Here is a 6398-nt window from a genome sequence, read left to right as displayed (position 1 = left end):
AGTTGGTTAGAATACCGGCCTGTCACGCCGGGGGTCGCGGGTTCGAGTCCCGTCCACTCCGCCACTTATATTAAGCCCCAGTCGAAAGACTGGGGCTTTTTTCGTTTCTACTGCGGCGTTTCCCTGAAGTGTGTTTACACCTAATTAGACTACTCCCCATAATCCCTACTAAGTGAACTTTGCGTGATTACACACTATGCTTTAATTAATATAGGCCGTTGATGCTGTGGAAAGACAATATGACCTACAAACAAACCTAAGTAATCTATGGTATTCAAAGGCGTTCAACGGCTTGAATCTTGATGAGAAAGAAAAAACGAACTGTGCGCATAATCCAGAAAAGCGTCATATATACCCCCAATCTCTCCTGGCTCAAAAATCAAACGACTTGAAAAGAATTGGAAGGTGAAAGATTGAAGGAGCTCTTCATTAGCGAGGTGATGATTTTCGACGCTGAACATTTGACGAGTCTCAGAAAAAATATATCGCCAAAGGGTAAGAAGCGCCAGAACAGAGAGGGGTAGCTTAGCTCGAGGCTGTAAGCTATGCGGAATACTCACAAACGTCAAAGCTCAAACCCATTAAGAGAGTCGCTCTAGATCTAAGTGGTTATGTGCACACTAGCGGTACTAGAAAATAGTTAAGTATTCCAAATGGATTATATGAAAAAGCCAACTGCTAAAGCGGTTGGCTTAGTATAAAAATCTCGACGTACTTTAGAGCGAGAAATGATGTCTAAAGAATACGTTTTAAAACACCATCTGCCTTTAGGCGGGTGATTTTTCTGACCAGTCGCTGTACCCCTATAGGATAGTCTTCTACTTTCTCTAATTGCTTATAAGTACAGATAAGGTGAGTATGCTCAAGAATACGCGAAACTTCGTCTTCAAACTTCTCAGTGAGCTTCGCATAATTGTCTTGTATGAGTAGCCCATTTTCTAGGTCGAGTGACCAAGCACGTGGATTTAGGTTATTCCCAGTAAGTAGCATATAGCGTTTATCAACCCAAATACCCTTAAGGTGGAAGCTGTTATTGTCATGCTTCCATAGGTGAATTGACAATTTACGTGCTGCGATATTCGCTTCATTGGCTTTCGCAAAGCGACGCAAATTCACTTCGTAAAGATATGGAAGTCCGCCAATGGTTTTAAAGTCTTCCTCAGGTGCAATGTAAAAGTCATTGGCGGTTTTATCACCCACAACAATAGTTACTTTCACACCACGCTTCATGGCTCGTTTCACTTCACGATGAAGTGCTTTAGGGAAGTTAAAGTAAGGCGTACAAATGAAAATTTCGTCTTGGGCTGCTGCCAATAACTTTACAATCTGTTGATTGAGCAGATTACGGCGTTTGCCTAGCCCAACTAACGGAGTGACTTTTACACTTTCTTCTGTTGCAGCTTGGTCTTCAAACTTATAGTTGGCTTGAGCAAGAGAAGCCCTCAGTTGGCGAATCGCCGACTTTATTTCTTTGGTTTCTGGCTTATCTTTTCCTGCAAGATCATTAACGGCAGGGTGAGCAATCATCTCTTCCTGAATGAATTGCACCATTGAATTCGCTAAAGATTCATGTCGAATCACATGGTAACGATCAAATCGATAACGTTCATGATAATGGAGATAAACGTTATTTAAGCTCGCCCCACTGTAGATAACAGTATCATCGACAATGAAGCCTTTTAAATGCAGTACCCCAAAAACTTCTCTGCCACGCACTGGTATGCCATAGACAGGGATTGGGTGTTGGTACTTGCTGGCATATGCTTTGTAAAGCGCTGAATTACCCTCAGATGTCTCCGCACCAATCAGGCCACGCTGCGCTCGATGCCAGTCGACACAGATATTGATGTCCAACCCAGGATTGCGCTGTTTCGCTTCATAAAGCGCAGTGAGAATTTCACGTCCAGCTTCATCATCTTCCAGATATAGAGCGACTAGGTAAATTCGCGACGTTGCTTTGCTGATAGCATCTAAAAGACGGGTTCTGAATGATTCTGCTGAATACAGGACATCAAAGTCTTCCGGATTGACAGCGAGACTTGGCAACTGTTCGAATGGATTCCTACTTACTATCATATCGGTATGAGTACCTTAGTTTAGTGCAATATTGCGAACCTGCCATTTTATCAAAGATATGATTTACCTGGCTACAAAAGCACGCGTTTTGATGTCGTTGAAGAGATGAATTGCATTGGAATGAGATCTTTACCGCTATCTACATAACGTTGAAATGCCATTTTTAGCGGGTGTGGTAGCTCAGAGCAATCAATTGTTGTGAATCCATGCTTGGAATAATAGGATTCGAGATGTGTAAACGCGAAGCAATAATCGCCATCAGTGAAAACATTGTTTTTACAATGAGTTAGTAGTTCTTTTCCAATCCCTGTTCCCCTAACTTTCGGAATGACCAACATTCCTGTCAATAGACGAACTTTATCTACACTTTTTAAACGTAGTAACGCAATGATTTCACCTTTATGGCTTGCTGTAATGATCAATTCATCTTTTTTGGCTCGACCCGCAGGGTAATACGCTTTGTATAGTTTCTTAATGAGGGGGAGCTTGATGGGATTTAACACTTCTATGATTAATGAGTCTGGTATTGTCACTGCGGTTAAAAGATAACTAATGTAGAATGTCGACAGTTTAAGAGAATCTTATCTGGTGTTGCAAACCTACTATGCAAATTAAAACAAATGCGAGCCTAAAGGCTTACCATACTTTTGGAATTGAACAATCGTGTTCCTATTTAGCTATCGTTGAGTCGCTTGAAGATGTTATTGAGCTATTTCAAAACCCAAGATTCACCCATTTACCGAAACTTTTTTTAGGTAAAGGAAGTAATGTTCTTTTTACAGAACATTTTGAGGGATTAGTGATTGTTAATCGAATCATGGGTAAAGAAGTCACGGAAACGGATGAGCACTACCTATTACATATTGCCGGTGGTGAAGATTGGCCTGAATTGGTTTCCTGGTGTGTGAATCAGGGGATCGGTGGGATTGAGAACTTAGCTTTGATTCCAGGTTGTGCTGGCTCGGCTCCTATTCAGAACATTGGTGCGTATGGCCTAGAGCTAAAAGACATCTGTGATTATGTAGATGTTCTTGATCTAACTACGTTTGAAAACAAAAGAATGCACGCCCAAGACTGTGAGTTTGCCTATAGGGATTCCATATTTAAACATGCGTTGCACGGAAAGTGCTTTATCACCGCATTAGGGCTTAAGTTGGCGAAGCAATGGCAGCCGATTAACCAGTACGGTCCTTTACAAAGTATCCCAGAAGAACAACTCAGCCCTGCTTCTATCTTCGAACGAGTATGCCAAGTGCGAAAGGCAAAACTGCCAGATCCAACCAAGATAGGTAACGCAGGTAGTTTCTTTAAAAACCCAGTGATCACGCAAGATCACTATGATCGACTCACAAAAAAATACCCTAACGTAGTAGCCTACCCAGCTTCTGGAGGAATGAAAATTGCTGCTGGTTGGCTTATTGATCAGTGTGGATTAAAGGGGAAGTCTGTACATGGTGCGCAGGTCAACCCTATGCAAGCTTTGGTTTTGACCAACATAGATAATTGTAGTGCTGATGACATTGTCGCGCTTGCTTCTTTAGTGAAGCAGACAGTATGGGACAAATACCAAATCATACTTGAGCATGAAGTACGCTTTCTCAATCGTACCGGGGAGACCAATTTGACTCAGATCGAGGCATCTAGATGAGAAAAGATCACTCTACGAAACTTCATATTTTAAAGTTATTAAGTGATGGAGAGTTTCATTCAGGAGAAGCGTTGGGCGACGATCTTAATGTTTCCAGAGCGGCAATCGCTAAGCACATTAAAGGTCTTAGTGAATGGGGTATTGATATTTATCGAGTGCAAGGGCGCGGTTACCAATTAGCTTCACCATTGCAGTTGTTAGACGAGACACTCCTTACCACTAGCTCGGAGTCACTTGTTGAACTTGTCCCTGTGATTGACTCAACGAACCAGTATTTGCTCGACAGAGTCGCGGATTCGGAAAAGGGCCGTGTTTGTATTGCTGAATATCAAGCGCAAGGTCGTGGTCGCCGCGGTAGACAATGGGTCTCACCGTTTGGCTCTAACTTATATCTCTCTATGTATTGGCGACTGGATGCGGGAATGGCTGCGGCAATGGGCTTGAGCTTGGTGATTGGGATTGCCGCAGTGGAAGCTCTGGAAGAAGTAGGCATGCAAGGTGTTAAACTCAAGTGGCCGAATGACTTGTATTATCAAGATAAAAAACTGGCCGGAATCTTGGTTGAAATGTCGGGTCAGGCCGGTGGGGCTGCTCATCTAGTGATTGGGATGGGCCTGAATATTGGAATGCCTGACGACCAGCCTGAGATTGACCAGCCATGGACCACGTTGAACCAAGTAAATCAGAGTCTCAAGATCGATAGAAATGTTCTAGCAATGACTCTTATTAAGCATTGGAATTCCGCACTTGTCGAATATGAAATGAAAGGACTTACTGGCTTTATCGAACGTTGGAATCGGTTAGACAATTTCCTTAATCGTCAGGTCAAACTGCTTATTGGGCCTAGAGAGGTACATGGCGTCGTTCGAGGCATCGATCATCAAGGTGGAATATTAATCGAAACCTCCCAAGGACTAGAGACTTATATTGGTGGTGAAATCTCGTTGCGTAAAAGTGACTAAGCTTCGATTACTTTCGCAACGAGACTTTATCAACCAAGTGGTTAACGCCTTTGTGTAGAATCAAGTGGGCTCTCTCACGAGTTGGAAGAATATTCAATTCTAAATTGAGCCCATTAATATCATGCCAAATTTGCTTTGCTTTTTTCTTTGCGTCATCGACAGAGAGTTGTGTGTAGTGGCTAAAATAAGAGCCTGGTTTCGTAAAGGCCCCTTGGCGAAACTTTAAAAAGCGTTCTACGTACCAATGTTCAATGGTCTCTGTTTCTGCGTCGACATAAATTGAAAAATCTAAAAAGTCAGATACAAAGACACGATGCGGGTCATGTGGATAGTCCATTCCACTTTGCAGAACGTTTAAACCTTCAATAATAAGAACATCCGGTCTATCCACTTTTCTTAGTTCATCAGTAATGTCATACGTGATGTGAGAGTAAATGGGTACTTCAAGATCGGGCTTTCCTGCCTTTACGTCAGACATGAACTCGACTAAACGCTTGATATCATAGGATTCAGGGAAGCCTTTACGATGCATGATACCGCGTTCTTCTAGTACTTTTTTCGGATATAGGAAGCCATCTGTTGTAACCAAGGAGACTTTGGGATGATTCTCCCAACGAGAAAGCAATGCCGTTAGAATACGAGCAGTCGTACTTTTGCCTACAGCAACACTGCCAGCGATACCAATTACGAAAGGGGGAGCATGTTCCTCTGTATTTAAGAATTGTTGTAATACGGAATTGCGGCTTTGACGAGCCTGGACATACAGATTCAAAAGACGAGACAAAGGAAGGTAGATCTCTACCGCTTCCTCCATGGTTAGGTTTTCATTAATGCCCTGAAGCGCAGTCAAGTCGTCTTCAGAAAGTGTCATCGGTACAGAGTTTCTTAACTCGGCCCAATTTGCACGGTCAAATGACAAAAATGGACTCATGGGTCTCTTTTATCCTTGGTTTAATAGAAGCAAGAACATACATCAAGCGAACTTCAAAGCAAACGACAAAGGTCGAAGTTTACTTTAAAAAAGCTAAGTTTGTACGAATTTGCAGCAAACGAATCTAAAAAATCGAAATTTATGATTTTTTTTTAAATTACTATTGCAACCTAGAAAATCATTCAATAGAATGCGCACCACTTATGCCGACTTAGCTCAGTAGGTAGAGCAACTGACTTGTAATCAGTAGGTCACCAGTTCGATTCCGGTAGTCGGCACCATTCTTTCCTTTAGTAGTCTGAATGGCTTGAAAATTTGGAGGGGTTCCCGAGTGGCCAAAGGGAGCAGACTGTAAATCTGCCGGCACTGCCTTCGATGGTTCGAATCCGTCCCCCTCCACCATATTCTTTAGGAAATAGCTCTCAGAGTTACGTGTTGCGGGCATCGTATAATGGCTATTACCTCAGCCTTCCAAGCTGATGATGCGGGTTCGATTCCCGCTGCCCGCTCCACTCTAATTTGAGTGCTGATATAGCTCAGGTGGTAGAGCGCATCCTTGGTAAGGATGAGGTCGGCAGTTCGAGTCTGCCTATCAGCACCAGCTCTCAAGTTTATTTCCTTTTGATATTAGATTTACCAATTATCTTTTTTTGGTTGCGTGGTCAATTTGGGCCACCTAAATCCGTACCTAGAGGGACCACTCATGTCTAAAGAAAAATTTGAACGTACGAAACCGCACGTTAACGTTGGTACTATCGGCCACGTTGACCACGGTAAAACA

At 42.7% G+C, this 6398-nt stretch carries 5 protein-coding genes and 4 tRNA genes; 6 read left to right on the top strand and 3 right to left on the bottom strand.

Annotated features, from left to right (window positions below):
* Positions 1-735: 735 nt before the first annotated feature.
* Both pssA and R7Q41_RS23485 read right to left on the bottom strand, forming a co-directional pair.
* Positions 736-2076: a CDP-diacylglycerol--serine O-phosphatidyltransferase gene (gene pssA, locus R7Q41_RS23490; protein ID WP_005388686.1), complete on the bottom strand. Its 1341-nt coding sequence runs from the start codon at positions 2074-2076 to the stop codon at positions 736-738.
* Positions 2077-2147: 71 nt separating this feature from the next.
* Positions 2148-2579 carry a GNAT family N-acetyltransferase gene (locus R7Q41_RS23485; protein ID WP_031781233.1) on the bottom strand — a complete coding sequence of 144 codons (432 nt, stop codon included), beginning with the start codon at positions 2577-2579 and terminating at the stop codon, positions 2148-2150.
* Positions 2580-2680: 101 nt separating this feature from the next.
* Between R7Q41_RS23485 and murB the strand changes: the two genes are divergently transcribed.
* Together murB and birA are read left to right on the top strand one after the other, a co-directional pair.
* Complete coding sequence (gene murB, locus R7Q41_RS23480) at positions 2681-3724, top strand: UDP-N-acetylmuramate dehydrogenase (protein WP_053306556.1); 1044 nt, start codon at positions 2681-2683, stop codon at positions 3722-3724.
* A complete protein-coding gene (gene birA / locus R7Q41_RS23475; protein ID WP_130545443.1) occupies positions 3721-4686 on the top strand; it encodes a bifunctional biotin--[acetyl-CoA-carboxylase] ligase/biotin operon repressor BirA in 966 nt (321 codons plus the stop codon). Before murB ends, birA begins: the two co-directional genes overlap by 4 nt.
* Positions 4687-4693: 7 nt before the next feature.
* On the opposite strand, the gene coaA is transcribed toward birA, so the two are convergent.
* A complete protein-coding gene (gene coaA, locus R7Q41_RS23470; RefSeq protein ID WP_005388683.1) occupies positions 4694-5617 on the bottom strand; it encodes a type I pantothenate kinase in 924 nt (307 codons plus the stop codon).
* 205 nt (positions 5618-5822) lie between these two features.
* Between coaA and R7Q41_RS23465 the strand changes: the two genes are divergently transcribed.
* From R7Q41_RS23465 to R7Q41_RS23450, 4 genes are all read left to right on the top strand, one after another.
* Positions 5823-5898 (top strand) — tRNA-Thr (locus tag R7Q41_RS23465).
* 36 nt (positions 5899-5934) lie between these two features.
* Positions 5935-6019 (top strand) — tRNA-Tyr (locus R7Q41_RS23460).
* 35 nt (positions 6020-6054) lie between these two features.
* Positions 6055-6129 (top strand) — tRNA-Gly (locus R7Q41_RS23455).
* A gap of 13 nt (positions 6130-6142) precedes the next feature.
* Positions 6143-6218, top strand: a tRNA-Thr gene (locus tag R7Q41_RS23450).
* Positions 6219-6398: the final 180 nt, after the last annotated feature.

Source organism: Vibrio sp. 2096 (assembly GCF_033339595.1).
Lineage (GTDB): Bacteria > Pseudomonadota > Gammaproteobacteria > Enterobacterales > Vibrionaceae > Vibrio > Vibrio alginolyticus.
The sequence above is the reverse complement of the archived record's forward strand: the minus strand, read 5'-3'. Positions and strand labels throughout refer to the sequence as shown.

Excerpts from the sequence above, each read along its gene's own strand:
- pssA (WP_005388686.1), bottom strand. The coding sequence starts at position 2,076 with ATGATAGTAAGTAGGAATCCATTCGAACAGTTGCCAAGTCTCGCTGTC.
- murB (WP_053306556.1), top strand. The coding sequence starts at position 2,681 with ATGCAAATTAAAACAAATGCGAGCCTAAAGGCTTACCATACTTTTGGA.
- birA (WP_130545443.1), top strand. The coding sequence starts at position 3,721 with ATGAGAAAAGATCACTCTACGAAACTTCATATTTTAAAGTTATTAAGT.
- coaA (WP_005388683.1), bottom strand. The coding sequence starts at position 5,617 with ATGAGTCCATTTTTGTCATTTGACCGTGCAAATTGGGCCGAGTTAAGA.